24 protein-coding genes are annotated in these 24,765 nt (G+C 63.0%); 11 read left to right on the forward strand and 13 right to left on the reverse strand.

Going from position 1 to position 24,765, the window contains the following annotated elements; all coding sequences use genetic code 11:
* Positions 1-192: 192 nt before the first annotated feature.
* From BLO80_RS17895 to BLO80_RS17905, 3 genes are all read right to left on the reverse strand, one after another.
* The gene (locus tag BLO80_RS17895; RefSeq protein WP_092329220.1) at positions 193-1,881 is read right to left on the reverse strand and encodes an ATP-dependent DNA ligase; all 1,689 of its coding nucleotides are present in this window, start codon (positions 1,879-1,881) and stop codon (positions 193-195) included.
* Positions 1,878-2,909, reverse strand: a complete 1,032-nt coding sequence (locus BLO80_RS17900) for a ligase-associated DNA damage response exonuclease (protein WP_092329217.1) — start codon at positions 2,907-2,909, stop codon at positions 1,878-1,880. Before BLO80_RS17900 ends, BLO80_RS17895 begins: the two co-directional genes overlap by 4 nt.
* A gap of 244 nt (positions 2,910-3,153) precedes the next feature.
* Positions 3,154-5,604 (reverse strand): penicillin acylase family protein, encoded by a 2,451-nt coding sequence (locus BLO80_RS17905; protein WP_092329215.1) that lies wholly within the window; start codon positions 5,602-5,604, stop codon positions 3,154-3,156.
* Positions 5,605-5,810: 206 nt separating this feature from the next.
* Between BLO80_RS17905 and BLO80_RS17910 the strand changes: the two genes are divergently transcribed.
* Positions 5,811-6,368 (forward strand): cysteine hydrolase family protein, encoded by a 558-nt coding sequence (locus BLO80_RS17910; RefSeq protein WP_092329212.1) that lies wholly within the window; start codon positions 5,811-5,813, stop codon positions 6,366-6,368.
* Positions 6,369-6,526: 158 nt separating this feature from the next.
* On the opposite strand, the gene BLO80_RS17915 is transcribed toward BLO80_RS17910, so the two are convergent.
* The 4 genes from BLO80_RS17915 to BLO80_RS17930 all read right to left on the reverse strand — a co-directional run bounded on the left by BLO80_RS17915 (position 6,527) and on the right by BLO80_RS17930 (position 8,280).
* The gene (locus BLO80_RS17915; protein WP_003198420.1) at positions 6,527-6,730 is read right to left on the reverse strand and encodes an SEC-C metal-binding domain-containing protein; all 204 of its coding nucleotides are present in this window, start codon (positions 6,728-6,730) and stop codon (positions 6,527-6,529) included.
* 5 nt (positions 6,731-6,735) lie between these two features.
* Positions 6,736-7,221, reverse strand: a complete 486-nt coding sequence (locus tag BLO80_RS17920) for an LEA/WHy family protein (RefSeq protein WP_092329210.1) — start codon at positions 7,219-7,221, stop codon at positions 6,736-6,738.
* A gap of 70 nt (positions 7,222-7,291) precedes the next feature.
* The gene (locus BLO80_RS17925; protein WP_175459518.1) at positions 7,292-7,780 is read right to left on the reverse strand and encodes a YchJ family protein; all 489 of its coding nucleotides are present in this window, start codon (positions 7,778-7,780) and stop codon (positions 7,292-7,294) included.
* Between the two features lie 2 nt (positions 7,781-7,782).
* The gene (locus BLO80_RS17930; protein WP_092329207.1) at positions 7,783-8,280 is read right to left on the reverse strand and encodes a DUF6231 family protein; all 498 of its coding nucleotides are present in this window, start codon (positions 8,278-8,280) and stop codon (positions 7,783-7,785) included.
* 192 nt (positions 8,281-8,472) lie between these two features.
* On the opposite strand from BLO80_RS17930, the gene BLO80_RS17935 reads away from it, so the two are divergent.
* The 4 genes from BLO80_RS17935 to BLO80_RS17950 all read left to right on the forward strand — a co-directional run bounded on the left by BLO80_RS17935 (position 8,473) and on the right by BLO80_RS17950 (position 11,157).
* The gene (locus BLO80_RS17935; RefSeq protein ID WP_092329204.1) at positions 8,473-9,171 is read left to right on the forward strand and encodes a PA1041 family peptidoglycan-binding anchor lipoprotein; all 699 of its coding nucleotides are present in this window, start codon (positions 8,473-8,475) and stop codon (positions 9,169-9,171) included.
* A 90-nt stretch (positions 9,172-9,261) separates the two neighbouring features.
* Positions 9,262-9,987 (forward strand): PA1041 family peptidoglycan-binding anchor lipoprotein, encoded by a 726-nt coding sequence (locus BLO80_RS17940; protein WP_092329202.1) that lies wholly within the window; start codon positions 9,262-9,264, stop codon positions 9,985-9,987.
* Positions 9,988-10,133: 146 nt separating this feature from the next.
* Positions 10,134-10,406: a DUF1145 domain-containing protein gene (locus tag BLO80_RS17945; protein WP_092205456.1), complete on the forward strand. Its 273-nt coding sequence runs from the start codon at positions 10,134-10,136 to the stop codon at positions 10,404-10,406.
* Positions 10,399-11,157, forward strand: coding sequence for a hypothetical protein (locus BLO80_RS17950; protein ID WP_092329199.1), 759 nt, complete (start codon positions 10,399-10,401; stop codon positions 11,155-11,157). The genes BLO80_RS17945 and BLO80_RS17950 overlap by 8 nt, the downstream gene beginning before the upstream one ends.
* Positions 11,158-11,284: 127 nt before the next feature.
* Here BLO80_RS17950 and BLO80_RS17955 read toward each other — a convergent pair whose 3' ends face one another.
* Positions 11,285-11,749, reverse strand: a complete 465-nt coding sequence (locus BLO80_RS17955; protein WP_092329196.1) for a CopD family protein — start codon at positions 11,747-11,749, stop codon at positions 11,285-11,287.
* 99 nt (positions 11,750-11,848) lie between these two features.
* Between BLO80_RS17955 and dinG the strand changes: the two genes are divergently transcribed.
* From dinG to pdxH, 4 genes are all read left to right on the forward strand, one after another.
* On the forward strand, positions 11,849-13,993 hold the full coding sequence (gene dinG / locus BLO80_RS17960; RefSeq protein ID WP_092329194.1) for an ATP-dependent DNA helicase DinG: 2,145 nt from the start codon (positions 11,849-11,851) through the stop codon (positions 13,991-13,993).
* 226 nt (positions 13,994-14,219) lie between these two features.
* The gene (locus tag BLO80_RS17965; RefSeq protein WP_092329191.1) at positions 14,220-15,365 is read left to right on the forward strand and encodes a serine hydrolase domain-containing protein; all 1,146 of its coding nucleotides are present in this window, start codon (positions 14,220-14,222) and stop codon (positions 15,363-15,365) included.
* 117 nt (positions 15,366-15,482) lie between these two features.
* Positions 15,483-16,619 carry an OmpA family protein gene (locus BLO80_RS17970; RefSeq protein ID WP_092329189.1) on the forward strand — a complete coding sequence of 379 codons (1,137 nt, stop codon included), beginning with the start codon at positions 15,483-15,485 and terminating at the stop codon, positions 16,617-16,619.
* A gap of 24 nt (positions 16,620-16,643) precedes the next feature.
* The gene (gene pdxH, locus BLO80_RS17975; protein ID WP_092205462.1) at positions 16,644-17,291 is read left to right on the forward strand and encodes a pyridoxamine 5'-phosphate oxidase; all 648 of its coding nucleotides are present in this window, start codon (positions 16,644-16,646) and stop codon (positions 17,289-17,291) included.
* Here the strand turns inward: pdxH and BLO80_RS17980 are convergent.
* Positions 17,239-17,523, reverse strand: coding sequence for a hypothetical protein (locus tag BLO80_RS17980; protein WP_092329186.1), 285 nt, complete (start codon positions 17,521-17,523; stop codon positions 17,239-17,241). The genes pdxH and BLO80_RS17980 overlap by 53 nt on opposite strands.
* A 171-nt stretch (positions 17,524-17,694) precedes the next feature.
* Here BLO80_RS17980 and BLO80_RS17985 point away from each other — a divergent pair, with 171 nt between their 5' ends.
* Complete coding sequence (locus tag BLO80_RS17985) at positions 17,695-18,159, forward strand: outer membrane lipoprotein (protein ID WP_063322674.1); 465 nt, start codon at positions 17,695-17,697, stop codon at positions 18,157-18,159.
* A gap of 780 nt (positions 18,160-18,939) precedes the next feature.
* Here BLO80_RS17985 and nhaA read toward each other — a convergent pair.
* Positions 18,940-20,127, reverse strand: coding sequence for a Na+/H+ antiporter NhaA (nhaA, locus tag BLO80_RS17990; protein ID WP_092329183.1), 1,188 nt, complete (start codon positions 20,125-20,127; stop codon positions 18,940-18,942).
* A 269-nt stretch (positions 20,128-20,396) separates the two neighbouring features.
* On the opposite strand from nhaA, the gene BLO80_RS17995 reads away from it, so the two are divergent.
* A complete protein-coding gene (locus BLO80_RS17995) occupies positions 20,397-21,491 on the forward strand; it encodes a PLP-dependent cysteine synthase family protein (protein ID WP_092329181.1) in 1,095 nt (364 codons plus the stop codon).
* 168 nt (positions 21,492-21,659) lie between these two features.
* On the opposite strand, the gene BLO80_RS18000 is transcribed toward BLO80_RS17995, so the two are convergent.
* The 3 genes from BLO80_RS18000 to BLO80_RS18010 form a co-directional block, all read right to left on the reverse strand.
* Complete coding sequence (locus BLO80_RS18000; protein WP_072409618.1) at positions 21,660-23,273, reverse strand: NAD(P)/FAD-dependent oxidoreductase; 1,614 nt, start codon at positions 23,271-23,273, stop codon at positions 21,660-21,662.
* 73 nt (positions 23,274-23,346) lie between these two features.
* Positions 23,347-24,021, reverse strand: a complete 675-nt coding sequence (locus BLO80_RS18005) for a COG3650 family protein (RefSeq protein ID WP_092165973.1) — start codon at positions 24,019-24,021, stop codon at positions 23,347-23,349.
* A 61-nt stretch (positions 24,022-24,082) separates the two neighbouring features.
* Positions 24,083-24,682: a short chain dehydrogenase gene (locus tag BLO80_RS18010; RefSeq protein WP_092329176.1), complete on the reverse strand. Its 600-nt coding sequence runs from the start codon at positions 24,680-24,682 to the stop codon at positions 24,083-24,085.
* Positions 24,683-24,765 lie beyond the last annotated feature (83 nt).

Genomic DNA, 24,765 nt, shown 5'->3' on the forward strand with positions numbered 1-24,765 from the left:
GCGGCAGATGGTGGAACGCGGTGGTGCGCGGGGGAGATCGTACAACAAAAAGGTGCCCCAGGATGGGGCGGGCATGATAGGTCTTTGTGGGAGCAAGGCTTGCCCGCGATAAAGGTGATGCGGTCTACCGGAAAACGAGGCGCCTGCTTCGCGAGCAAGCTTTGCTCCCACAGAGTGTTCGCCACCGAGGTGCTATTTCAACAAATCCTGTAGCGTCGCCAACGTGTCGGCTTCATCGACGCGCTTGTCCTGGCGCCAGCGCAACATCCGTGGAAACCGCACGGCAATCCCGCTCTTGTGGCGCTTGGACAGGGCGATGCCTTCGAAGCCCAGTTCGAACACCAGGGTGGGGGTGACGCTGCTCACCGGGCCGAACTTCTCAACGGTGGTCTTGCGCACGATGCTGTCGACCTGGCGCATTTCTGCATCGGTCAGCCCTGAGTAGGCCTTGGCGAATGGCACCAGGGTGCGCTCGCGACTGCCTGGCGGGTTGTCCCACACGGCGAAGGTGTAGTCGCTGTAGAGGCTGGCGCGTCGGCCGTGGCCGCGTTGGGCGTAGATCAGCACCGCGTCGACGCTGAACGGGTCGATCTTCCATTTCCACCACACGCCCATGTCCTTGGTGCGACCGACGCCGTACAGCGCGTCGCGGGCCTTGAGCATCATGCCCTCGACACCGAGGCTGCGAGAGGCTTCGCGCTGCCGGGCGAGGTCCAGCCAGTCCTGCCCGGTGACGATCGGCGAGGGCAACAGCACCGGGCTGTGGACACGGGCGATCAGTGCTTCCAATTGTTCGCGGCGCTCGGTCTGGGGGCGGCTGCGCCAGTCCTCGCCTTGCCATTCCAACAGGTCGTAGGCCATCACCGCCACGGGGGCGTCGTCGAGGATTTTCTTGCCCAGGGTCTTGCGACCGATGCGCTGCTGCAACAGGGCGAAGGGTTGCACAGCAGGCTGCAATGGTGCGCCCGGGTCGAAGACGTCCTCGGTAACCGACTGGGGGGCTTTCCAGACCACAATTTCACCGTCGATCACCGTGCCGTCAGGCAACGCCTGGGCCAGTGAATGCAATTCCGGAAATCGTTCAGTGACCAGGTCCTCGCCTCGCGACCAGACCCACAAATGGCCGTCACGCTTGATCACCTGGGACCGGATGCCGTCCCATTTCCATTCCACCTGCCAGTCGCTGGCCGGCCCCAGCAGCGCGTCGAATTGTTCCACTGGCGCAGACAACGCATGGGCCAGGAAAAACGGATAAGGCTGGCCGCCGCGCTGGGCATGTTCATCGTCGGACTCGGCCGCGATCAGTTTGAGGTAGCTGGCGGCCGTGGGACGATGGGACAGGTCGGTGTAGCCCACCAAGCGTTGGGCCACCCGTTTGCTGTCCAGCCCGGCCATGGTCGCCAGGGCCCGGGTCACCAGCAGTTTGGATACGCCCACCCGGAAACTGCCGGTGATGAGTTTGATGCAAAGCATCAGGCTCGGCCGGTCGAGCTGCGCCCACAGCGCCGGAAGCCGTTCAGCCAGGACGTCGGGCGACTCACCGCGCAACGGCAGCAGTTTCTCTTCGATCCACAGCGCCAGGCCTTCATCGGAGCTGTGGGGCGATTCGGGTAATACCAGCGAAATGGTTTCGGCCAGGTCGCCCACGGCCTGATAACTTTCTTCGAACAGCCAGAGCGACAACCCGGATACCTGGACCGCCAACTCCCGCAGGATTTTTACCGGCACCAGTTGCCGTGGACGCCCGCCGGAAAGGAAATACACGGCCCATGCCGCGTCCTGGGGCGGGGCTTTGCTGAAGTAGTCCTGCATGGCCGTGAGCTTGGCATTGCTGGAGGTGGTGGCGTCCAGTTCGGCGTACAACTCGGCGAAGGCTTTCATGGCGCCTCCTCACCGCTGTCGGTGGCCGTAGCGAGGTCTTCTTCGTCGTCGCCGTATTCGGTGGTGAACCCTTGGGCATCGAGGCCTTGCTCACACAAGTGGCGCACCAGTACGGCGACTGATCCATGGGTGACCATCACCCGTTCGGCGCCGGTCTGTTCGATGGCCCAGAGCAGGCCAGGCCAGTCGGCGTGGTCGGACAGCACGAAACCCCGGTCCACGCCGCGCCGCCGACGCGTACCACGCAGGCGCATCCAGCCGCTGGCGAAGGCGTCGCTGTAGTCGCCGAAGCGGCGCATCCAGCTGCTGCCTCCGGCAGAGGGCGGGGCGATGACCAGCGCCTGGCCCATGATCGGGTCGTTCTTCTTGATATCGCCGGCATAGATCGTTGGCGGCAGATGAACCCCGGCCGCGCGGTAGACCCGGTTCAGCGGTTCCACCGCTCCATGGGCCAGGATCGGGCCGAGGCTTTCGTCGATGCCGTGGAGAATCCGCTGGGCCTTGCCGAAGGAATAGCAGAACAACACGCTGGCCCGGCCGACGGCGATGTTCCCGCGCCACCACTGGTTGATCTCGTCGAAGATCTGCCCCTGGGGTTGCCAGCGGTAGATCGGCAGGCCGAAGGTCGATTCCGTGATGAAGGTATGGCATCTCACCGGCTCGAACGGGGTGCAGGTGCCGTCAGGCTCGACTTTGTAATCCCCCGACGCCACCCAGACCTCGCCTTGATACTCCAGCCGCACCTGGGCCGAGCCCAGCACATGGCCGGCGGGGTGAAAGCTCAGGGTCACGCCATGGTGCGACAGGCGTTCGCCGTAGGGCAGGGTTTGCAGGTTGATGTCCTGGCCCAGGCGTGACCGCAGGATGCCTTCGCCGGGTGCCGCTGCCAGGTAGTGTTGGTTGCCACTGCGGGCATGGTCGCCGTGGGCGTGGGTGATGACCGAGCGTTCAACCGGACGCCACGGGTCGATGTAGAAATCTCCGGGCGGACAGTACAGGCCTTCGGGGCGGGCAATGACAAGATCCATGCAATCACCGGGACGATGGGCTTGTCAGGTAGAGGCGCTGGCGAGGGGGGAAGTTCTATCGGATTTTGGCGGGGAGTCGTTCAGGAAGTCCTGATGAAGTGCTGCTTCAGGTTGGCCGAATCCCCGTGGCGAGGGAGCTTGCTCCCGCTGGGGCGCGAAGCGGCCCCCGTGGTGTGTCAGTCAGGACCAGGGGGCCGCTTCGCAGCCCAGCGGGAGCAAGCTCCCTCGCCACGGGGGGAACAGGCTATTTGCCGGGCACCAACGTCAACCGCGTCTTGCCATACGCCCGATCGAAGTTCTGCGACTGCAACGGCAGGCTCTGGTACTGCCCCTTGATCCACGGATCGATGCCATTGGCATAGTGCGGGCTGACCGGGTTGCCGGACTGGCCGGCGCCGTCCTGGATCATCAACGGTTCGGGCTGGCCGAAGTCAACGATAAAGCGCATGGCCGGCGCCAGGGTAGTGGTGTAGTCCTGGCCCCAGGCGAACGCCGACGTGTTGAGCGTGGTGGCGTCGCCACCGGCCGGCAGCGGGCCGCGTACGATCTGGCCGTTGCTGTTCTTCCAGGCGTAGCGATGCAATTGGCCCCATTGCCAGGCCTTGTGGTCACCGCCCAACTGGCTGTCACCGGCGTTGATGGTGGCGGCCAGGCTGCGGGCGAGGATAACGGCCTTGTCTTCTTTCTGGGGTGTGCGCACATCGTCCCAGAACGGGCTGTCTTCACGCCCCAGCAGATGATCGGCCTGGGCCGAGTAGGACAATTGGCCATTGGCGACCAGCGCCTGCCACGCCGGGCTGCTGTCCGGGCCCAGCTCGTCGAGGAAAATCTGCTTCATGCTTTCCTGCAGGAACAGCTCATAGATCGCCGCGTCGGCGGAGGTCGGGCTGAGCCGGCCATCGAATGCCATCAAGCGGGTATAGGCCTCGCGAGCCTTGGCCCGGTCAGCCACCGGCAGGGCTTCGATGGCCTGTTTGAGCGGCTGGCTCATGCCCGGCGCTTCGAAGACTTGCTTGAGCTTGGCCGCGAACGTCGTGGTCTGGTCGTATTGCATGGCGGTCAGGCTGCGGGTGTCGTGCTTGCCTGCGCCGGCCAGTTCGGCCATGCGTTCGCCACGCTCCGGCGAAGCCCAGGAATTGGACAGTTGCATGCCGTAGCCATGGGGAATGACCCGTTGGTTGGCCGTGCCGAGCCAGCCTTGGGCCGGGTCTTGATCGTAGGGGTGCAGCATCGGGTCGGCGTAACCGTCCCAATCGTAGCGACCGTCCCAGCCCGGCGACGGCAACAGACCCTCGCCTTCACGGCGGTTCGGGTAGCGACCGGTGACTTGCCAGCCGATATGGCTGGCGTCGGCAAAGACCAGGTTCACGGCCATGGCGCGGATTTCCCGGCTGGCGTCGGACGCTTTCTCGACGTTCTGCGCCCGGGACAGGTCGAAGAAGGCGTCCAGGGTCTTGTCGTCGCTCAAGCTCGGCGTCTGCAAGGCCAGGCCAAAGCCGTTGGCCATGGCGGGGCCCTGGGCGCTGTTGAGCAACGGGCCGTGGCGGGTCTCGAACACCGCTTCACGAATCGGCCGCTGGCCTTTGATGAAGTAGGTTTCGTTGCGCACGATCGCCGGTTGCCATTTGCCGTTGACCTCGTAGGACAGGCCATTGCCCTGACGGCGGATTTTTTCCAGGAACAGGTCCTGGTTGTCCCCCAGCACGCTGGTCATGCTCCAGGCCACTTTGCCGTTGAACCCGGCCAGGATCATCGGGATGCCCGCCACGGAAATCCCGGCCGCCTGGTACTTGGGCGCACGGATCTGTACCGGGCTCCACAGCCCCGGCATGCCCAGCGGCCCGTGGCTGTCGCTGGCCAGCAGGCTCTTGCCGCTGCGGCTGCGTTGTGGCGCGATGGCCCAGTTGCTTGAAGACGCAGCACCCAACAGGTTCAACCCGGCCAATTGCTGGGTGGCCTTGCTGATTTCGCTCAGGCCCGGGATCTGGCCGTTGAGGCGTAGGCCCTGGAGCTTGTCGGCCTCGGCCACGGGCAGTTGCTCGTCCGGATAGGACGGGCTCAGCCAGGCGAGTTTGTCATTGGTGACGGTCTGGGCCAGCACCAGGCTGGCGATTTCTTCCGGCAGGTTGGCTGACTGGCTGAAGTTCAGCAGACAGAACATCAGCGCCGAATCTTCCGGTTTCCAGTATTCAGGTTTGTAACCGGTGGCGGCCAGGTCCGACGGCAACTTGTCGCGGTAGCGGAACAGGTAGGCGTTGACGCCACGGGCATAGACTTCGAAGAAACGCTTGAGCCGTGGCGAAGATGCCTTGTACAGCTCGTCGGCGTTTTTCTTCAGGTTGACGGCGCGCATGTAGCGGTCGACCTCCAGCCGTTCGGCGCCGGACATCTCTGCCAACCGTCCTTGGGCCAGCAGGCGCAGGGTCACCATCTGGGTGATACGGTCGCTGGCGTGGACGTAGCCGAGGGTGAACAAGGCGTCATGGAAGCTGTTGCTTTCGATCAGCGGCATGCCCGTGGCGTTGCGGCGGACCGAGACGTTCTGCGCCAGCCCCTTGAGCGGCTGCACACCGGACGTGGGCGGGACCGTGTCCTGGGCATTCCAGGTCTGGCATCCGCTCAAACCGAGCACACTGGCCACCGCGGCGGCAGCACCGAGCCGGGGGATGAAGGAAATAGAGGCTGGCGAGGCCATGGCAAAGCTCCTGCGGGAGGGGGGGGCACCAATAAAGGCGCTACGTTAGTGAGCAGGCGGGGGCCGCGCAAGCGGGGGCGAGGGTTATTTGTTGATTTGGCGATGAAAGCCCGGGACCGGGTCATCGCTTTTGCTCGAAGGCTTGCCTGTTGGAAGGGGTGATGCTCAAGTGGGCAACATACAAAGACCAAGCAAAGGAAACCGGCATGGAGCTACAGAATGACGCGGCGCTGATCCTCATCGATCAACAAAAAGGCATCCTTCACCCCAGGCTCGGCCCTCGCAACAACCCCGAGGCAGAGCTGCGCATGCTGGAGCTGCTGGCTTTCTGGCGACACACGGCGCGCCCGGTGATTCACGTCCATCATCTGTCCCGCTCGTCGGACTCGGTGTTCTGGCCGGGGCAGTCGGGGGTGGAGGTCCAGCCACGGTTCGAGCCGAGGGCAGGGGAATGGTTGGTGCAAAAGCAGGTGTCGGATGCGTTCAGCGGCACCCACCTGGAGCGAGACCTGCGCCAAGCCGGAATCAGGCAACTGGTGATCGTCGGTGTGGCGACGCACAACTCGGTGGAGTCCACGGCCCGTACGGCCGGCAATCTGGGATTCGACACCTGGGTGGCCGAGGACGCCTGCTTCACTTTCGACAAGAACGATTACTTCGGTAACGCCCGTTCGGCAGCCGAAGTGCATGCCATGTCCCTGGGCAACTTGCACGGTGAGTATGCGACGGTGGTCGGTGTGAAGCGAATTCTGCAGGCGGGCTGACAGATAGGTACCGACAGCGCCGGCCTCATCGCGAGCAAGCTCGCTCCCACAGGGAAATTGCGCTGAGGCGATATCCAGTGATCACCGCAGAACCCTTGTGGGAGCGAGCTTGCTCGCGATGACGGTCTAACAGGCGAAGAAATCTTTCGCCCAGCCCCTCAAGCCCCGTGGCACTTCTTGAATTTCTTGCCATTGCCACAAGGGCAAGGGTCGTTGCGACCGACATCCTTCAGGGCGTTGCGCACCGGTTCCTGGTGGGCATGGCCGCAGTTCGGACCGTGGACGTGGCCGTGGTCATGGTCGTGATGATGGTCGTGATCGTGGTTGCAATCAGGGCCGTGGACGTGGGGTTGCTGGGTCATCGGGGTTACTCCGCAATTAAATCGGCGGCGATTATCACGCCATTGCGCTCAAGGTGCACGTAGTGGGCGATGAATAATCCGGTTTCCAGCTCACCTTCCAGACGATAGGGGATCTGTTCCCGGGGTTTCTCCAGCAGCTTCACCACTTCCCGCACCTGGGGCCACAGGTTGGTACGCACCGGCACCTTGAAGTAGGCGCTGTGCTTGGGGCGCACGGTGAACCAGTGCTCATGCTCGCCTTCGGTCAGCAACAGGTCGCCCAGGTGGATGCGGTAGGTCAGGCCGCGAACGGTGAGGTCGCTGTCGCCGGGGTTGTCGACGCGAAAGTGCAGCGTGAACCTCTGTTCCAGCAGCCGGGCCCGCACCACCTCGACTTTGACCAGATGCACCTGTGGTTCCGGGGCTTCTTCACCTCGCCAGGATGCACAGCCGCCGAACCCAACGAACAGCAGCAGGCAGGTGATGCGCAGCAAGAATGATGGAGGGGTCATGTCCGTGCCTCTGGTTTATCCCCAGTCTAGCCCCTTGGGGCGATGGGCGAGCGTCGGACGTTTCCTAAAATCAGCGATTGAAGTAGCCGGCGCAGCACTTCTTGAATTTGTGCCCGCTGCCGCACGGACAGCTGTCGTTGCGTCCTGTCTTGACCGGCACGGTCGGATCGATGAAGTACCAGCGCCCGTCGTTCTGCACGAACGAGGACTGTTCACGGTGGCTGTGCTCGCCCTGGCTGTCGTGCCAGCGTGCCGTGAACGTGACGAAAGCGTGTTCCGGTTGACCACCGAACACTTCGCTGCTTTCCACGTCCAGTCCCAACCAGGTGCTGTTGGCGCTCCACTCGCGGATGGACTGGCGATCGAGGCCTTGCTGCTGGGCGGGCAGGGTGGTGGCGACCAGATAGTCCACCAGGCCCAGCACATAGGCGCTATAGCGCGAGCGCATCAAGGCTTCGGCACAGGGCGCCGGATGACCGTCTTGGTAGTGGCCGCAGCAGGCCTCCAACGAGTTGCCACTGCCACAGGGGCAAATGGGCGAGTGTGAGCTTGTGTTCACGGTTACCACCAATATTTTCCAAAGTTTTCCGGGTTGGCCCAAAAACGTGAATTGAGCCAGTCGGGGACCTGTTTGTATTCAAGCAGATCGTAGGTGAACAGGGTCAGCACCTGATCTTCGCGCTGGAATCGCTCACTGGCTTGCAGGGCCAGGGAAAAAAAGTCCGTCTCTTGCCAGCCGCAGGCGTTGAGGTCGGCGAGCACGGCGATGCGGCTGGCGTTGAGATTACGGATGCCGCCCAACAGGTTCAGACCTTCGCGCTTGGGCAAATGCTCCAGACAATCGAGCGCCAGGGCCAGGTCAAAACGTCGCGCCGCCACGTCGGCCGGCAGCGCGCCGGGGCTGGCGTGGACCACTTCGGTGTCGGGGTGGGCCTGCTGGAATGCTTCGAGTGCGGGAAAGCCGCTGGCACCGATCAGCAGCAGTTTTTGCGGGGCGTAACGGTCAAGCACGGCCGCCAGGGCTTGCTGGGGGGTACGCGAAGAAATGGCAACGGTCATCGAAGTTCCTCAGTCAGAACCCCCACGATAGCCTGCCCGGACAGCATGGCCTAGAGCGGTTTGTCTCTGAACGTGCGGAATCTTCGCAAACACGGGGCGAAAACCCGCGATTGCTCAGGCTGGCGCAGATACGAAGTCGGGTCTTTACTCCCCTGAATCGGCGCCAAGCCGATCCCTCAAGGAGAAAACCCGATGAGCATAGTTCGGACAGCGTTACCCCTGGTTCTGCTAACCAGTGTGTTGACTGGTTGCGCAGGTTTGCAGAAAACCGACTGGCCGATCTGTGCGGCCACTGGCGGTGTCGTCGGCGCGGGATTGGGCGCCATCGAAAGCAGTTCCTGGATCGGCCCGGGAGCGCTGGTGGCCGGCACTGTGGCGGCGGGCTGGTGCTGGGCCCATGGCGACGGCGACGAAGACGGCGATGGTGTGCCGGACAGCCGTGACAAGTGCCCAGGCACACCGAAGGGCGTGCAGGTCGATGCCGATGGCTGCCCGCCGCCTGCTCCGGCGCCGGTGGTCGTTGAAGAAGTCGTGGTGGTCAAGGAAGAAACCATCGTGATCCGCGACGTGCACTTTGAATTCAACAAAGCCACGCTGACCCCGGCCGACAAAGAGGTACTGAGCACGGTCGCCACCCGGCTGAAACAGGAAACGTCCACCGCGCAACTGCGGGTCACCGGCCATACCGACAGCGTCGGCAGCGATGCCTACAACCAGAAACTGTCGGAGAAACGGGCCAACTCGGTGGTGCAATACCTGGTCGAGAACGGCGTACCGCGCGCCAGTTTCGTCTCGGTGTCCGGTGCCGGCGAGAGCCAGCCGGTGGCCGATAACAAGACCGCCGATGGCCGCGCGATGAACCGCCGCACGGAAATCAAGATAAACCGCTGAAACCCTTGTCATCCGCGGCTTGTCGAGTTGCGGATGCGGGTCTTTACTCCTGTGTGACCGGTATGGGCCGGTGACACAGGAGCCTTCACCATGAACCTTCTAATCAGGGCCGCTTTACCGGTACTGCTGGCAAGCAGCCTGTTGTCCGGCTGCGCCACTCACAGCGACGGCAGCGCACCCCTCAATCAACGCACCTGGCCAATCTGTAGCCTGATCGGCGGCCTCGTCGGCGGCGGGTTGGGGGCCATTGAAAGCAGTGGTTGGGCCGCCGGCGGCGCCGCATTGGGGCTGCTGGGCGGAGGCTTGATCTGCTACGCCCAGGATGGCGATGAAGACGACGACGGTGTGTTCGACCGCCGCGACCGGTGTCCCGATACCCCGGCCAATACGCCGGTCGAGCATCACGGTTGCCCGGTGCCGCAATACCCGGCCAGTGCGCCACCGGTCGAACCGCCAGCACCGGCGAGCGAGGTCATCACCCTCAACGACGCGGGCAAGGTGCTGTTCGATTTCGACAAATCCGATCTCACCGCAGACGCTCGAAGCCAGCTCGATGGGCTGATGGGCAAACTCAGCCATGCCAATGTCGCCAGCATCCGGGTGGTGGGCCACACCGACAGTGTCGGCACCGATGCCTATAATCAAGGGCTGTCCGAACGCCGGGCCAGCAGCGTCGTGGAGTATTTGCTGAGCCAGGGGCTGGCCCCCGGCAAACTCACCAGCGAAGGCAAGGGTGAAAGCGAGCCGGTGGCCGACAATGAGACCGATGAAGGGCGGGCGCAGAACCGTCGGGTTGAATTGCATATCCAACGCTGAGGCGCGGCCCAGGGCTGCCGGGTCGTCGGGAGGACGATCCGGTGGGCCAGGGCCCGGGTTAGATTAAATTTACCGGACCCCCTGGCTTATCCTGCGCGCAAGCCGTTACTGTGCGGGCAAAGAATAATGCTCGATCAGGGGGGCGTATGAAGGTGTTTTGGGGGCTGGGGCGCTTGCTGACCCTGCTGTTCTGGCTGGTGGTGCTGGTCAATCTGGTGGTGCCGTTCGTCCATCCGCTGCATCTGCTGGTCAATGTCGCCGGCGCGTTTTTGCTGGTACTCCATCTGCTGGAACTGTTGTTGTTCCGGGCCAGTTTCCGTGGCCGCCCCGCGCCTGGCCGCGATCGCCTCAGAGTGCTGCTGTTCGGCATCTTCCACGTGCAAACCCTCCCGACCGCGCCAGAGGCTTCCCATGCGTAAACTGTGTCTGCTTGCCGCACTCGTATGCCCATGGGCTTCGGCCCAGGTGCTCCAGGTCGAAGGCCATTCGTTGATGCGCCTGCCCAATACCACCAGCACCCTGACCCTGGAACGACTGGACGTGGCCGATTACGGCACGCTGCTGGTGCCTTCCAATGTCACTGAATTGACCATCGACCAGTTGCACCTGGGGCGTGAAGCGCGGATCGCCATCGTGCCGGCGCCGCAGGTACTGGAAATGAAAGTGGCCCAGGCTGAATTGGCCGAGGGCAGCCAGATCACTTCACGCGGCGCCCCGGGGACCTACACCAAGGCCGCGCGGCCGGGGCGTGATCTCAATCTGCATTTCAAGGCGTTGAATGCGCCGTTGTTGTCGGTGGACGCCCGTGGCGGCACCGGTGCACCGGGGTTCGTCGGTCTTGACGGTGCCAATGGCCAGGCGCCGGGTTGCACCTGGGGTTCGGCCGGTCGCGGTGCCGACGGCAGCAATGGCAGTGATGGCCAGCCGGGGGCCGCTGGCGCGCAGGTACGCCTCGAGCTGCCCCGGGCCTACCCTGCCGAGCAGATCAAGGTGACGGTGGACGGCGGTGCCGGTGGCGCGGCGGGACACGGCGGCAAACCCGGGGCGGGAGGCAAGGCCAAGGGGTGCCTGGTCTATACCGCCGATGGCGGTAAAAGCGGCCGTCCTGGCGCCGATGGCCAGCCAGGGCCTGCCGGAGCGGCGGGGACGGTGACGGTGCAGCGGTTCTGAAGAAAAATCGGATCTGAACCTGTGGGAGCGAGCTTGCTCGCGATGGCGTTGTGTCAGTCGATGAAGTATTGCCCGACATGCCGTCATCGCGAGCGAGCTCGCTCCCACAGGGACCGGTGCACTATTTTCAGAACATCGGTCGCGCCGCGCCGATCGCCACCACCAGCAACCCGATCAACAGATTGATTCCCACCAACCGCCGGATCTTCCCCAGCACCGCCGCACCCGTCGGCCAGTCCTGCGCCGTCACGGCGTTGCGCAATGCGGGCAGCTGCAAGCCCTGGATGCGGATAAACAGCGCCGTCATCACCACATACAACCCCATCATCACCTGCACATAACGCGGCGCGGTTTCGAAACCGGCGAAGCGCAGATGGATCAGGCCTACGCCGCTGATCGGCAAAAGTACGACCGCGACCCAGACCCAGACGAAAAAACGCTGAAACACTTCTACCCACAACTTGAGCCGGGCAGGGCCCTCAAGCGCCGTCATTGCGGCGGGGCGCAGGATCATCCAGGCGAAGAACATGCCGCCGACCCAGACCAGGGCCGCCAGTAAATGCAGGGTGTAGACAAGGGCAAAGGGTGTCATTGGGTTACTCCGTTCTGCGCAGGATTCATTAGCGGGGTATGATAGCCGCCGATCCGAACCACTGAAAATTTATCCAGCGTTTTTAGCGCCCGACCATTCATGATCAGCACCGAACTCAAAACCACGATCCAGGGCGCCTATTCGCGTTTTCTCGAAGCCAAGAGCCTCAAGCCGCGATATGGCCAGCGCCTGATGATTGCCGAAGTGGCAAAAGTCCTGGGCGACATCGACACCGACGACGAAGGCCGGCGCAGCGGCGAGCCTGCCGTGGTGGCGGTGGAGGCCGGCACCGGTACCGGCAAGACCGTGGCCTACAGCCTGGCGGCGATTCCCACCGCCAAGGCCGCCGGCAAGCGCCTGGTGATCGCCACGGCCACCGTCGCCCTGCAGGAGCAGATCGTCTACAAGGACCTGCCCGACCTGATGCGCAACAGTGGGCTGAACTTCACCTTCGCGCTGGCCAAGGGCCGCGGGCGCTACATGTGCCTGTCCAAGCTCGACATGTTGCTCCAGGAAGGCCAGGCGCAGACCGCCACGGCCCAGTTGTTCGAAGAAGAAGGCTTCAAGATCGAGGTGGATGAAGCCAGCCAGAAGCTGTTCACCAGCATGATCGAGAAACTGGCGGGCAATAAATGGGACGGCGACCGCGACAGCTGGTCCACGGCCCTGGAAGACGCTGACTGGTCCCGCCTGACGACCGACCATAGCCAATGCACCAACCGCCATTGCCCGAACTTCGGCCAGTGCGCCTTCTACAAGGCTCGCGAAGGCATGGGCAAGGTCGACGTCATCGTCACCAACCACGACATGGTCCTGGCCGACCTGGCCCTGGGCGGCGGTGCGGTGCTGCCGGACCCGCGCGACACGATCTACGTGTTCGACGAAGGCCATCACCTGCCGGACAAGGCCATCGGCCATTTCGCCCATTACACCCGGCTGCGTTCCACCGCCGACTGGCTGGAAACCACCGCCAAGAACCTTACCAAGCTGCTGGCCCAGCATCCGTTGCCGGGTGACCTGGGCAAGTTCATCGAGCAAGTGCCCGAGCTGGCGCGGGAAATCAAGACGAACCAGCAGTTCATGTTCACCGCGTGCGAGCAAGTGGCCGATTTCAAACCCGGCGAAGACGTCGAGGGCCGCGAGCGGCCACGCCATCGCTTCGTCGGTGGAGTGATTCCTGAACACATGCGCGAAATGGGCATCGAGCTCAAGAAAGGTTTCGCGCGCCTGACCGACCTGTTCACGCGCCTGACCGACCTGCTCAAGGAAGGCATGGACGGCGAGGTCAACATCGGTATCGCCAGCAACCAGGCCGAGGAGTGGTACCCGCTGTTCGGCAGCCTGTTGTCCCGATCCCAGGGCAACTGGGAGCTGTGGACGGCATTCACCGCCGAAGACCCGGAAGACAACCCGCCGATGGCGCGCTGGCTGACCCTGGCCGAAAGCGGTTCGCTGTTCGACATCGAGGTCAATGCCAGCCCGATCCTGGCCGCGGAAATGCTGCGGCGCAATCTGTGGAACGTGGCCTATGGCGCGCTGGTGACGTCCGCCACGCTGACCGCCCTGGGCACGTTCGACCGCTTTCGCATGCGCGCCGGCCTGCCGAAGAAAGCCGTGACCGCCGTGGTCCCGAGCCCCTTCCACCACGCCGATGCCGGCGTGCTGCGGGTGCCCGACCTCAAGGCCGACCCACGGGATGCCGCCGCCCACACCGCGGCGATCATCCGCGACCTGCCGGAACTGGTGGAAGGCTCACGGGGCACGCTGGTGCTGTTTTCCTCGCGCAAACAGATGCAGGACGTGTTCGATGGCCTTGACCGGGACTGGCGCAAGCAGGTGTTCATCCAGGGCAACCTGTCGAAGCAGGAAACACTGAACAAGCACAAGGCACGGGTCGACGGTGGGGACTCCAGCGTGCTGTTCGGCCTGGCGAGCTTCGCCGAAGGCGTGGACTTGCCCGGTGCCTATTGCGAACACGTGGTGATTGCCAAGATCCCGTTCTCGGTTCCCGACGACCCCGTGGAGGCGGCGCTGGCCGAGTGGATCGAGGCCCGCGGTGGCAACCCGTTCATGGAAATCTCCGTACCGGACGCTTCGCTGAAACTGGTCCAGGCGTGTGGCCGCTTGCTACGTACCGAAGAGGATCGCGGCACCATCACCTTGCTTGACCGACGGCTGGTCACCCAGCGCTATGGCAAGGCGATCCTCAATGCGTTGCCGCCGTTTCGACGGGAGATTTCCTGAGGCCGCTGCGATTTCACGGTGAAGCAATGTATTTGTGGGAGCAAGGCTTGCCCGCGATGAAGGCACCTGGGTCTCAGAAAGACCTCACAGGCCTCTTCGCGGGCCCACAGGTTCTTCTTGCCACAGGGGCATGCTTAGCCAGCCGTCCTGTGGCGGTTCCCAAATGACCTAATGCCTGAAACAATGCCAGCCACTCTAAAAAGTCTTTGTTTCAAGGGAGTTGCGGGTGCAGATTCAAGGCCATTATGAGCTTCAGTTCGAGGCGGTGCGTGAAGCATTCGCGGCGCTGTTCGATGCTCCCCAGGAGCGCGGCGCGGCGTTGTGCATCCAGGTGGGTGGCCGCACGGTGATCGACCTGTGGGCCGGTACCGCCGACAAGGATGGCCATGAAGCCTGGCACAGCGACACCATCGCCAACCTGTTTTCATGCACCAAGACGTTCACCGCCGTCACCGCCCTGCAACTGGTGGCCGAAGGCAAGTTGCAGTTGGACGCCCCGGTAGCCCGCTATTGGCCAGAGTTTGCTGCGGCCGGCAAGCAATCCATCACCCTGCGCCAACTGCTCTGCCACCAGGCTGGGCTGCCGGCGCTGCATGAATTGCTGCCGCCCGAAGCGCTTTATGACTGGCAAGCCATGGTCGATGCCCTGGCTGCCGAAACACCATGGTGGACGCCGGGCGAAGGCCACGGTTATGCCGCGATCACTTACGGCTGGCTGGTGGGCGAGCTGTTGCGCCGGGCCGATGGGCGTGGCCCGGGGGAGTCCATCGTCGCCCGCGTCGCCAAGCCGTTGGGCCTGGATTTCCACGTTGGCCTGGCCGACGACGAGTTCCATCGCGTGGCCCACATCGCCCGTGGCAAAGGCAACGCCGGCGATGCGGCGGCCCAGCGCCTGCTGCAGGTGACGATGCGCGAACCGACGGCCATGACCACCCGGGCCTTTACCAACCCACCGTCGATCATGACCAGCACCAATAAGCCGGAATGGCGGCGCATGCAGCAACCGGCGGCCAATGGCCACGGCAATGCCCGCAGCCTGGCCGGGTTCTATGCGGGTTTGCTGGACGGCAGCCTGCTGGAAGGTGAAATGCTCGACGAACTGACTCGCCAGCACAGTTTTGGCGAGGATAAGACGTTGTTGACCCAGACCCGTTTCGGCCTGGGTTGCATGCTCGACCAGCCGGATGTGCCGAACGCGACCTACGGCCTCGGCCCACGGGCGTTCGGTCATCCGGGGGCCGGGGGCTCCATCGGGTTTGCCGATCCCGAACATGATGTAGCGTTCGGTTTCGTGACCAACACGCTCGGGCCTTACGTTTTGATGGACCCGCGCGCGCAAAATCTTGCGCGGGTGCTTGCCACTTGTCTATAAAGCGCCATTGAAGGCCATGGACACAGGAACCTCGTGTCCTTTTCAGTTTCGAAGCGTCTGTTTATGCGGCCAGAACATGGCCTTGTTTTTTCATTTAGATCATTTTGTGGATATCCAATGTCATCGAATAAAACCCTCGCTCTGGCGCTGTGCTTCGCTATCACTGGTTGCGCACAAAACCCACAAAATGATGCCGAGGGCAGCGGCGGCTGGTGGCCGTTCGGCTCCTCCGACAAGGTGGCGGCCAAGGAAACGGCGCCAGCGGCGCCCCTGAAGCCTGCCGCTGTCGCACCGCAAGCCAAGGCCGAGGGCGCCAGCCACTGGTGGTGGCCGTTCTCTTCCGAGGAAACCGCCGCAGACGCCGCCAGAAAAGTCGAAGCAAAGGCAGAAGTGGAGGCCAAGCCTGAGGCCAAGGCGTCGGCAGTTGTTGCCAAGGCCGAAGCGGAAAGCAATGGCAAGTGGTGGTGGCCGTTCGGCGGCAAGGACCAGGAAACCGCCAAGGCGGTGCCGATGCCCGATCCGAAAGTCACCCAGGCCTGGCTCGACGACTACGAGCCGAAGCTGCGCACGGCGATCCAGGACAGCAAGCTAGAACTCGAGCGCCGCGAGGACGTGCTGGTGGTCACCGCGCCCGTGGACAGTTCCTTCAACCCGGACCGTCCGGCGATGCTGCTGCCCGTGACCCTCGGCCCGTTTACCCGCGTGGCGAAGATCCTTGAAGCCGACCCGAAGACCGCCGTGCTGATCCTTGGTCACGCCGACACCTCGGGCGTCGCACCGGCCAACCTCAAGCTCAGCCAGGAGCGTGCCCAGGCCGTGGCGGCGATTTTCCGCCTCAGCGGCCTGCAACGTGATCGCCTGATGCTGCGCGGCATGGGTGCAGTGGCGCCACGTGCCGCCAACGACAGCGTTGAGGGTCGCGCCTTGAACCGTCGTGTGGAATTGCTGGTCACGCCGACCAACACCATGGTTGCGCTGCTGAGCAAGTACAACATGCCGGCCCCGGCTCCAGTGACGATGGTTGCCGCCCAGGATGTGAAGCCTGCTGCCCCGGCGCCGGCGCCTGCGGCTAAAAAAGCGGTGGCCTCGACCACCAAAGCCGCGGCCAAGAAAGCTCCGGCCAAAAAAGCCGCGACCAAGGCGCCTGCAAAGAAGGTCGCAGCCAAGCCCGCTACCCCAGCGAAGAAGCCCCAACCGGCCAAAGCCGCCACCGATACCAAGAAAGTCGCGGCCGCCGATACCCCCAAGCAGTGATGGGCTAACCACAAGGAATGCGCCATGACCCAAGCGCTGGCTGATATGCGCCGCGACTACACCCGCGACGGCTTGACCGAGGCGCAAGCCCCGGCCGAGCCGTTCGCCCTGTTCCATCAATGGTTCGCCGACGCAGTGAAGACCGAACAGGCCCCGGTGGAGGCCAATGCCATGACCCTGGCCACGGTGGATGAGCAGGGACGTCCGCACTGCCGGATCCTGCTGCTCAAGGGCCTGGATGCCCAGGGCTTCACGTTCTTCACCAACTACGACAGCGCCAAGGGCCAGCAACTGGCTGCGAATCCGTTTGCGGCCATGACGTTTTTCTGGCCGACCCTAGAGCGCCAGGTGCGCATCGAGGGTAAAGTGGTGAAGGTCACGGCGCAGGAGTCGGACGCCTACTACCAAGTCCGTCCGCTGGGCAGCCGTTTGGGCGCCTGGGCGTCACCCCAGAGCCGGGTGATTGCCGGGCGCGGCGAACTGGAAGACCTGCTCAAGGCCACCGAGCAGCGCTTCAGCGACAGCCAGCCACACTGTCCCGAGCATTGGGGCGGTTATCGCCTGCTGCCCGAACGCATCGAGTTCTGGCAGGGCCGTCCGAGCCGCCTGCACGATCGCCTCAACTATCGCCTGCAAGGGGCGCAGTGGGCTCGCGAGCGTCTGGCGCCTTAGCATCGGAATAACCTGCCGCGGCGGTCTGGAGCCATTGCGGCAGGTCGCGGCGCTTGATGCCTTGTGCCTGGGCGCGCGCCAATTGTTGCAACATGTAAGTTTTCTTTTGCCCATCCGGCCCCGCCAGTGAAAGCGCCAGATCGCGATCCACCCAGCGTTTGATCCGCACGTACAGCCACCAGTGGAAATACAAACCGGCCACGGTGGTGGCAACGATAATGAAATAATCCATGAAAAATTCCAGGGTTGATGACGCAGGTTTCGGAAATTGACGCTACTGTTTGGTGAATTTTTCGGGCGCGCCTGTATCCCACCTGAATGAAAGCAATTTTATCCCGGCGAGGCCGTGACAGGCGTCAAGCTGCGGAGTTTAATGAATCCCTGTCTTTTGGAGTTTGATGCTATGCGTAAGTCTGTTTTGCTGGTTGCTTCCTTTTCCACGATGGCGATGTTGCTCACTGGCTGTCAGTCGAGCCTGACCGGTGACTCCTACTCCCGTGACGAGGCGCGTCGCGTGCAGACGATTCGCATGGGCACGATCGAAGCCTTGCGTCCGGTCAAGATCGAAGGCACCAAGACCCCAATCGGTGGTGCGGCCGGTGCTGTGGTCGGTGGCGTAGGCGGCAGTGCCATCGGTGGTGGCCGTGGCAGCATCGTCGCTGCCGTGATCGGCGCCGTGGCGGGTGGCCTGATTGGTTCGGCTACTGAAGAAGGCCTGACCCGCACCCAGGGTGTGGAAATTACCGTTCGTGAAGATGACGGCAGCATGCGTGCCTATGTGCAGCAGGTTCAGGAAAACGAGGTATTCCGTGTGGGTGAGCGGGTTCGTATTTCCACTGTGGGTGGTACGAGTCGCGTGTCGCACTAAGCAGGAGCCAGGTAAGAAAAAACGGCGCTTTTTCCTGAATGGGAAAGCGCCGTTTTTGTTTCTTCGATACTTGCTGGTTTTTTTGGGGGCATATCCGTTGCTGCGGTAACGGCTACTTATGGTTCCGCTCTTACAGCGGGTCACTTTTGGAAGAGCGCCAAAAGTAACCAAAAACGCTTTGCCCCACCACTCGGTGCCTCGCCTAGGCTCGGCATGGCTGAACGGGGCGCCCCAGATCAAAAACAGAACCGAGGCGGCCTAGTAGCCGACCTGGTTCTGGGTGGGACCGCGTCTCTCCTGTGGGAGCGGGCTTGCTCGCGAAGGCGGTGTGTCAGTTTGCGGTGATGTTGGATGTACCGGCCTCTTCGCGAGCAAGCCCGCTCCCACAGAGGGACTCCGGGTGCACATGAATAGGGCGCCGCGAAAGATCCAATGTGGGAGCGAGCCTGCTCGCGATGACGGTGGGTCAGTCACATGGATGTTGGGCTGCTGGCCTCATCGCGAGCAAGCTCGCTCCCACAGGAAAAACGCGGTCCCACCCAGAACCAGGTCGGCTGTTAGGCCGCCTCGTGGTGGACGTTGATCTCGGCGCCCCGTTAACCACGCTGGCCGAGTGGTGGGGCATAAAGCGTTTTGCTTACTTTTCGCCGGGCCGCGCAGGCTTCTCAAAAGTGAGCCGCTGTAAGAGCGGAACCGCCAGCCGCCGTTACTGCAGAAACGGATATACACACCGTTCCTTAACCTCCCATGGCTCTCAAGACGCTAACGCAGAAGCAAGGATCAGCCAGGCAATGCAGGCTGCTTGCGACTGGCCGTCGCCGTCACCGCATAACCCAGCAACGCCGCCAGGATCGAACCGGTGAGGATCCCCATCCGGTCCATGCCAGCGTAGTCACTCACACCCGGCTCGAACGCCAGGGAGCCGACGAACAGGCTCATGGTGAAACCAATCCCGCACAGGATCGCCACGCCCAGTACCTGGCCCCAATTGGCGCCGGCGGGCAGGCTGGCGATGCCGATTTTCACGGCCAGCCAGGTCAGGCCGAAGACGCCGACGGTCTTGCCCAGCAACAGGCCGATGGCGATGCCCATTGGCACGTGATGGGTGAAGCTCTCGACGGTGACGCCGCTCAGGGACAGGCCGGCATTGGCGAAGGCGAACAGCGGCAGGATGCCATAGGCCACCCAGGGGTGCAGGGCATGTTCCAGGGTGAGCAGCGGCGAAGTCTCGGCGTTTTTCGTGCGCAGCGGAATGCAGAACGCCAGGGTTACCCCGGCCAATGTGGCATGGACACCGCTCTTGAGCACGCAGACCCAGAGGATCAGGCCCACGACCATGTAGGGCCCGAGCTTGACCACGCCCATTCGGTTCATCGCCACCAGCGCGGCGATGCAGGCGGCCGCCAGCATGAGCGACACGGTCGACAGGGCGCCGGAATAGAAGATGGCGATGATGATAATGGCGCCCAGGTCATCGATGATCGCCAGGGTCATCAGGAACAGTTTGAGCGACACCGGCACCCGCTTGCCGAGCAAGGCCAGCACGCCGAGGGCGAACGCGATGTCAGTGGCCGTCGGAATCGCCCAGCCGGCGAGGGCGGCCGGGTTGTCGCGGTTGAGAAACCAGTAGATCAGCGCCGGCACCACCATGCCGCCAATCGCCGCCGCACCCGGCAAGATGATTTGCGACGGCTTTGATAGTTGCCCGTCGAGTACTTCACGTTTGACTTCGAGACCGATGAGCAGGAAGAACATCGCCATCAGGCCGTCGTTGATCCACAGCAGCAGGGGTTTGGCGATCTTCAGGGCGCCCACCTGGGCGACCACCGGGGTGTCCAGCAGGCCGTTATACAACCAGGACTGCGGTGAATTGTTGATGACCAGGGCCAGTACGGCGGCGGCGATCAGCAGCAGGCCGCTGGCAGCCTCCAGTTGAAAAAAACGTGTCAGAGAATTGCGTAGAGCCACGATCGCTCTCCATGTATCGAATCAAAAAGATGGCACACCCTAACCCGTACTGTTAGTTGTTAAAACAAAAGTTATATTCTTTTTTGTTATATGGCGTTACAAGGCCTGCGCCACGCAGTCGGCAGTTATGGGTCATATTGGACCTTAGCTGTACCTGTGCGTGATGTCGGTTTTTTCCTAAGCTGACGTCTGGTTTTTCCGAACTCCAGCCGTGCCTGCACGAGCGCGTGATCTCCCCACGCCGAACACGATCAGTGAGCAAACACACCATGAACGACCACCGCCAGTGGGCCCGTGAAGCGATCCGCATCATCGAGGCAGACTTCCAGCGTAGCGCCGATACTCACCTGATTCCGCTGCCGCTGCCTGGCCTGCCGGGCATCGAGTTGTACTTCAAGGATGAGTCCAGTCATCCCACCGGCAGCCTCAAGCATCGGTTGGCCCGTTCGCTGTTTCTCTATGCGTTGTGTAACGGCTGGCTCAAGCCCGGTGCGCCAGTGATCGAGGCCTCCAGCGGCTCGACGGCGATTTCCGAGGCTTACTTCGCCAGGTTGCTGGGCCTGCCGTTCATTGCGGTGATGCCGGCGACCACCTCCAGGGAAAAAATCGCACAGATCGCTTTCTATGGTGGCCAGAGCCACCTGGTGGATGATCCTACGCAGATCTACGCCGAATCCGAGCGCCTGGCCCGCGAGCATGACGGGCATTTCATCGACCAGTTCACCTATGCCGAGCGGGCCACGGACTGGCGGGCCAATAACAACATTGCCGAATCGATCTTCCAGCAGATGCGCTTCGAGCGGCATCCGGAGCCCACATGGCTGATCTCCAGCCCCGGCACCGGCGGCACCACGGCCACCCTGGGACGCTATGTCCGTTACCGCCAGCACGGCACCCGCGTGCTGTGTGCCGACGCCGAGCGTTCGGTGTTCTTCGATTACTACCGCAGTGGCGACGCCAGCCTGCGCCTGGATTGCGGTTCACGCATCGAGGGTATCGGCCGGCCGCGAGTCGAAGCGTCGTTCCTGCCGAACGTCATCGATGCGATGGTCAAGGTCCCGGATGCCTTGTCGCTGGCGGCCATGCATTACCTGGCCGAGCGTCTGGGACGACGGGTCGGCGGGTCCAGCGGCACCAACCTGATCGGCGCACTCATGGCGGCCCGGCAGATGGCAGATGCGGGCGAGTCGGGGTCGATCGTGGCGATCTTGTGTGACGGTGGCGAGCGCTATGCCACGACCTATTACGACCCGGCATGGCTCAAGGCCCAAGGTTATGCGTTGAGCGGGCTGATGGACATCGTGGCGGCGAGTGTGGAGCGGGGCGAGGCACTGCCAGAGAGTGTGTTGCGGGCCAATATCTGAATCTTGAAAACCCTGAGGTCCCTTGTGGGAGCGAGCTTGCTCGCGATAGCGGTGGATCAGTCAACATCTGTGTTGAATGCCAGGTCGCCATCGCGAGCAAGCTCGCTCCCACAGGATAATGCTGTTTACTTGGGCCTTTGGCGGCCTTGAGTGAACAGCATTGTCCCCTCAGGCCTCGAGGCCAAGGATATCCCGCGCCACAGCCTCGGCAATCCGGATCCCGTCCACCCCCGCCGACAGGATTCCGCCCGCATAGCCGGCGCCTTCACCCGCCGGGAACAGGCCCTTGACGTTCAGGCTCTGCAGCGATTCGTTGCGGGTGATGCGCAGGGGCGATGAGGTGCGGGTTTCGATGCCGGTCAGCACGGCGTCGTGCAGCGAGTAGCCGCGAATCTGTTTCTCGAACGCCGGCAAGGCTTCGCGGATGGCTTCGATGGCGAAGTCCGGCAAGGCCAGGGCCAGATCACCCAGGGACACCCCAGGCTTGTAGGAAGGTTCGACGCTGCCCAGCGCCGTAGACGGCTTGCCGGCGATGAAATCGCCCACCAGTTGCGCCGGGGCCTCGTAGTTGCTGCCGCCGAGCACGAACGCGTGGGACTCCAGGCGTTCCTGCAACTCGATACCGGCCAGCGGGCCACCCGGATAATCCACTTCCGGGGTAATGCCGACGACGATGCCGGAGTTGGCGTTGCGCTCATTGCGCGAATACTGGCTCATGCCGTTGGTGACGACGCGGTTTGGCTCGGACGTCGCCGCTACCACGGTGCCGCCCGGGCACATGCAGAAGCTGTACACCGAGCGGCCATTCTTGGCGTGGTGCACCAGTTTGTAGTCGGCGGCGCCGAGTTTCGGATGGCCGGCGTACTTGCCCAGGCGCGCGCTGTCGATCAGCGATTGCGGGTGTTCGATGCGGAAGCCCACCGAGAACGGCTTGGCTTCCATATACACGCCACGGCTGTGGAGCATACGGAACGTGTCTCGGGCGCTGTGGCCGAGGGCGAGGATCACGTGTTTCGAATGAATGCGCTCACCGCCGGCCAATTCGACGCCGACCAGTTGGCCGTCCTCGATCAGCACATCGGTGACCCGTTGCTGGAAGCGTACTTCGCCGCCCAGGGCGCGAATCTGCTCACGCATGGTTTCCACCACGCCTGTCAGGCGGAACGTGCCGATGTGCGGCTTGCTGACGTAGAGGATTTCTTCCGGCGCCCCGGCCTTGACGAATTCGTGCAGGACCTTGCGGCCAAGGAATTTCGGATCCTTGATCTGGCTGTAGAGCTTGCCATCGGAAAACGTCCCTGCGCCGCCTTCACCGAACTGCACATTGGACTCGGGGTTGAGCACACTTTTGCGCCACAGGCCCCAGGTGTCCTTGGTGCGCTGGCGCACTTCCGGGCCACGTTCGAGGATGATCGGCTTGAAACCCATCTGCGCCAGCAACAGGGCGGCGAAAATCCCGCACGGGCCGAAGCCGACCACGATCGGCCGCTCGCTCAAGTCGGCCGGGGCCTGGCCCACCACTTTGTAGCTGATATCCGGCGCTTCGTTGACGTTACGGTCATCGGCGAACTTGCGCAGCAGGCTGGCTTCATCACGCACCGTCAGGTCGATGGTGTAGATGAAGCACAGTTCGGAGGATTTCTTGCGCGCATCGTAGCTGCGCTTGAACAGGGTGAAGTCGAGCAGGTCATCGCTGGCGATGCCCAGGCGCTGCACGATGGCAGGGCGCAAGTCTTCTTCGGGGTGATCGATTGGCAGCTTGAGTTCGGTGATTCGTAACATGGCGGGGTCCGGTTCGCGGGATGCACAACTGCACCAGGGCGTGAACCGGCGATTATAAGCCAAAAGCTGTGAATCAGTCGTCGCGCGCGCCGCCGAAGTAGGCGCAGCCGCGTTGGACCTGGCCGTTGACCCGCAACTCGGCGCTCATGTGTTGCACGCTGTCGCTGACGCTGTCGACACAACGTGCAGGTGTGACCCACAGCTCGACTTTCTGGCCGTTGGCCTCGGTGCCCAGGTTGAAGCGGCCATCGCCCAATTGCTCCTCGACGTAAGGCACCGCCAGCGGCGGCTGGCCTTCGCGGTCCAGCACCAGGCCCTTGCCACTGGCCTTGAGCGTCCATTCCGGGCTGTGTCCCGCAGCGCGCAGGATCACGCGTTTGAAGTCGACGTCTTCGCAAGCCGTTCCCGAGCGCTCCAGGCGATACAGCTGTTCAACGTCCAACTGACTGTCGGTGCCGGCCGCTGCACTGGAAACGATACGGCCACGTACATCGGCAAACAGTTTGCCCTGGTCATCGGCCAGGCTGGCGGCCTGTTGCAGCACGCTGGTGCCACCGCTGTCGTTGACGATGTAGCGGCGCTGTTCCTGGCACGGTTGGAACACCAGTTTGCCATCGGCCGCCGTGAGTTCGCCCTGCAGACGTGTCTGTCCGGCGTGGGAGGCGCTCTGACGTGGGGTGTCGAGCAATTGGCAGCCGGTGAACAGCGGCAGGAGGGCGACAAACAGCAGGGAGCGGGCGGCACGCATCATTGGGTCTCCAGACAAGTGCCGCCACGTTACTCAGACTAATCCTGCATCACAAGGGGTGTTAACCCACATGAAAGGTCTGACCGGTTTGTAGGCCTTCGACGCTCTTGGCGTAGGCCAATGCCACATCCACTGCGGGTACGGGTTTGAAACCGCGGAAATAAGGCGCGTATTTGTCCATGGCTTCCAGCAGCACGTTCGGGCTCACCGAGTTGACCCGCAGGCCCCGTGGCAACTCGATTGCTGCGGCGCGCACGAAACTGTCCAGGGCGCCGTTGACCAGGGCCGCCGAAGCACCGCTCTTGATCGGGTCGTGGCTGAGTACGCCGGTGGTGAAGGTGAAGGAGGCGCCGTCATTGGCGAATTCGCGACCGATCAGCAGCAGGTTGACCTGGCCCATCAGCTTGTCTTTCAAGCCCAGGGCAAAGCTGTCTTCGGTCATGTCGGCCAGGGGCGCAAAGGTGACGTTGCCGGCGGCACAGACCAGGGCGTCAAAACGGCCAGTCTTCTCGAACAGGGCGCGAATCGAGGCGCTGTCGCTGATATCCACCTGCAGTTCACCGCTGTGGCGGCCGATCCGAACGATTTCGTGGCGGGGCGACAGTTCTTTATCAATGGCCGAACCGATCGTGCCGTTGGCACCGATCAAGAGGATTTTCATGAGCTGTTCCTTAATGGGTTGAACGAGTTTTCAGTCTAGAGGGGTTCTTTCCAGTGATAATCATGCTAATAGGCAACCTTTGG

Origin of the sequence: Pseudomonas sp. NFACC56-3, assembly GCF_900100025.1 — a bacterium.
Classification (GTDB): domain Bacteria; phylum Pseudomonadota; class Gammaproteobacteria; order Pseudomonadales; family Pseudomonadaceae; genus Aquipseudomonas; species Aquipseudomonas fluorescens_AA.

Coding starts and splice junctions, on each gene's coding strand:
- BLO80_RS17895 (WP_092329220.1), bottom strand. CDS start 1,881: ATGAAAGCCTTCGCCGAGTTGTACGCCGAACTGGACGCCACCACCTCC.
- BLO80_RS17900 (WP_092329217.1), bottom strand. CDS start 2,909: ATGGATCTTGTCATTGCCCGCCCCGAAGGCCTGTACTGTCCGCCCGGA.
- BLO80_RS17905 (WP_092329215.1), bottom strand. CDS start 5,604: ATGGCCTCGCCAGCCTCTATTTCCTTCATCCCCCGGCTCGGTGCTGCC.
- BLO80_RS17910 (WP_092329212.1), top strand. CDS start 5,811: ATGGAGCTACAGAATGACGCGGCGCTGATCCTCATCGATCAACAAAAA.
- BLO80_RS17915 (WP_003198420.1), bottom strand. CDS start 6,730: ATGACCCAGCAACCCCACGTCCACGGCCCTGATTGCAACCACGATCAC.
- BLO80_RS17920 (WP_092329210.1), bottom strand. CDS start 7,221: ATGACCCCTCCATCATTCTTGCTGCGCATCACCTGCCTGCTGCTGTTC.
- BLO80_RS17930 (WP_092329207.1), bottom strand. CDS start 8,280: ATGACCGTTGCCATTTCTTCGCGTACCCCCCAGCAAGCCCTGGCGGCC.
- BLO80_RS17935 (WP_092329204.1), top strand. CDS start 8,473: ATGAGCATAGTTCGGACAGCGTTACCCCTGGTTCTGCTAACCAGTGTG.
- BLO80_RS17940 (WP_092329202.1), top strand. CDS start 9,262: ATGAACCTTCTAATCAGGGCCGCTTTACCGGTACTGCTGGCAAGCAGC.
- BLO80_RS17945 (WP_092205456.1), top strand. CDS start 10,134: ATGAAGGTGTTTTGGGGGCTGGGGCGCTTGCTGACCCTGCTGTTCTGG.
- BLO80_RS17950 (WP_092329199.1), top strand. CDS start 10,399: ATGCGTAAACTGTGTCTGCTTGCCGCACTCGTATGCCCATGGGCTTCG.
- BLO80_RS17955 (WP_092329196.1), bottom strand. CDS start 11,749: ATGACACCCTTTGCCCTTGTCTACACCCTGCATTTACTGGCGGCCCTG.
- dinG (WP_092329194.1), top strand. CDS start 11,849: ATGATCAGCACCGAACTCAAAACCACGATCCAGGGCGCCTATTCGCGT.
- BLO80_RS17970 (WP_092329189.1), top strand. CDS start 15,483: ATGTCATCGAATAAAACCCTCGCTCTGGCGCTGTGCTTCGCTATCACT.
- pdxH (WP_092205462.1), top strand. CDS start 16,644: ATGACCCAAGCGCTGGCTGATATGCGCCGCGACTACACCCGCGACGGC.
- BLO80_RS17980 (WP_092329186.1), bottom strand. CDS start 17,523: ATGGATTATTTCATTATCGTTGCCACCACCGTGGCCGGTTTGTATTTC.
- BLO80_RS17985 (WP_063322674.1), top strand. CDS start 17,695: ATGCGTAAGTCTGTTTTGCTGGTTGCTTCCTTTTCCACGATGGCGATG.
- BLO80_RS17995 (WP_092329181.1), top strand. CDS start 20,397: ATGAACGACCACCGCCAGTGGGCCCGTGAAGCGATCCGCATCATCGAG.
- BLO80_RS18000 (WP_072409618.1), bottom strand. CDS start 23,273: ATGTTACGAATCACCGAACTCAAGCTGCCAATCGATCACCCCGAAGAA.
- BLO80_RS18005 (WP_092165973.1), bottom strand. CDS start 24,021: ATGCGTGCCGCCCGCTCCCTGCTGTTTGTCGCCCTCCTGCCGCTGTTC.
- BLO80_RS18010 (WP_092329176.1), bottom strand. CDS start 24,682: ATGAAAATCCTCTTGATCGGTGCCAACGGCACGATCGGTTCGGCCATT.